Source organism: Streptomyces sp. NPDC093094, from assembly GCF_044754345.1.
GTDB lineage: Bacteria > Actinomycetota > Actinomycetes > Streptomycetales > Streptomycetaceae > Streptomyces.
Genome location: NZ_JBIVOX010000064.1, coordinates 1 through 1,064 on the forward strand (window position 1 = coordinate 1; position 1,064 = coordinate 1,064).

General features: G+C 71.0%; 1 protein-coding gene. It reads left to right on the forward strand.

Features of this window, described 5'->3' with window-relative positions:
• Nucleotides 1–109: 109 nt before the first annotated feature.
• Nucleotides 110–1,063, forward strand: a complete 954-nt coding sequence (locus ACIQGV_RS40860) for an IS481 family transposase (RefSeq protein ID WP_402504835.1) — start codon at nt 110–112, stop codon at nt 1,061–1,063.
• Nucleotide 1,064: the final 1 nt, after the last annotated feature.

The following is a 1,064-nucleotide window of genomic DNA, read 5'->3' on the forward strand; positions in this document are numbered from 1 at the left end:
CCCTAGGTGTATTGATCACGAGCGTTGTTGACACTCGCCAGTGCTTGATCATGGCGAAGACCTCCGGTGTGGTGGAGCTGTCTAGGACTGCACCGCACCGGAGGTCTTCGTGTCCCACCGTAATGCCCGGCTGACCGTTCACGGCAGGCGGCTGCTGGTCGAGCGTGTCTGCGCCGGTCGCCCCGTCGCTCATGTGGCCGCCGAGATGGGCATCTCCCGCGCCACCGCCCACAAGTGGGTCCGCCGCTGGCGGGCCGAGGGTGAGCAGGGGCTGGCCGACCGCTCCAGCCGGCCCCGCACGACACCGCACCGCACCCCGGCGGCCGTGGAGGCCCGGGTCTGCCGGCTGCGCCAGGCCCGCAAGCTCGGCCCGGCCCGCATCGGCCCGGTCCTGGGCCTGCCCGCCTCGACCGTGCACCGGATCCTGACCCGGCACGGGCTGAACCGGCTCGCGTTCATGGACCGGCCGACGGGGACGGTCATCCGCCGCTACGAACGCGACCGGCCCGGCGAGCTGATCCACGTCGACGTGAAGAAACTCGGCCGGATCCCGGACGGCGGCGGCCACAAGGTCCGCGGCCGTGAGGCCGGCCGGCCGATCCGCGGCATGGGCTTCGACTACGTCCACTCCGCCGTCGACGACCACTCCCGCCTGGCCTACAGCGAGATCCACGGCGACGAGAAGGCCGCCACCTGCGCCGCCTTCCTGACCCGGGCCGCGGCCTTCTTCGCCGCATCGGGTATCGGCCGCATCGAGCGGGTCCTGACCGACAACGCCTGGCCCTACCGCAAGAGCTTCGCCTGGCGGCAGGCCCTGGCCGACCTCGGCGCGGCCGGCAAGCTCACCCGCCCCTACCGGCCGCAGACCAACGGCAAGGTCGAACGCTTCAACCGCACCCTGCTCGACGAATGGGCCTACCTGCGGCCCTACACCTCGAACACCGAGCGGACAGCAGCCCTGGCAGACTTCCTGCACACCTACAACCACCACCGCAGCCACACCGCACTCGGAGGCAAGCCCCCGATCAGCCGTGTCAACAACCCTGCGGGTCAATACACCTAGG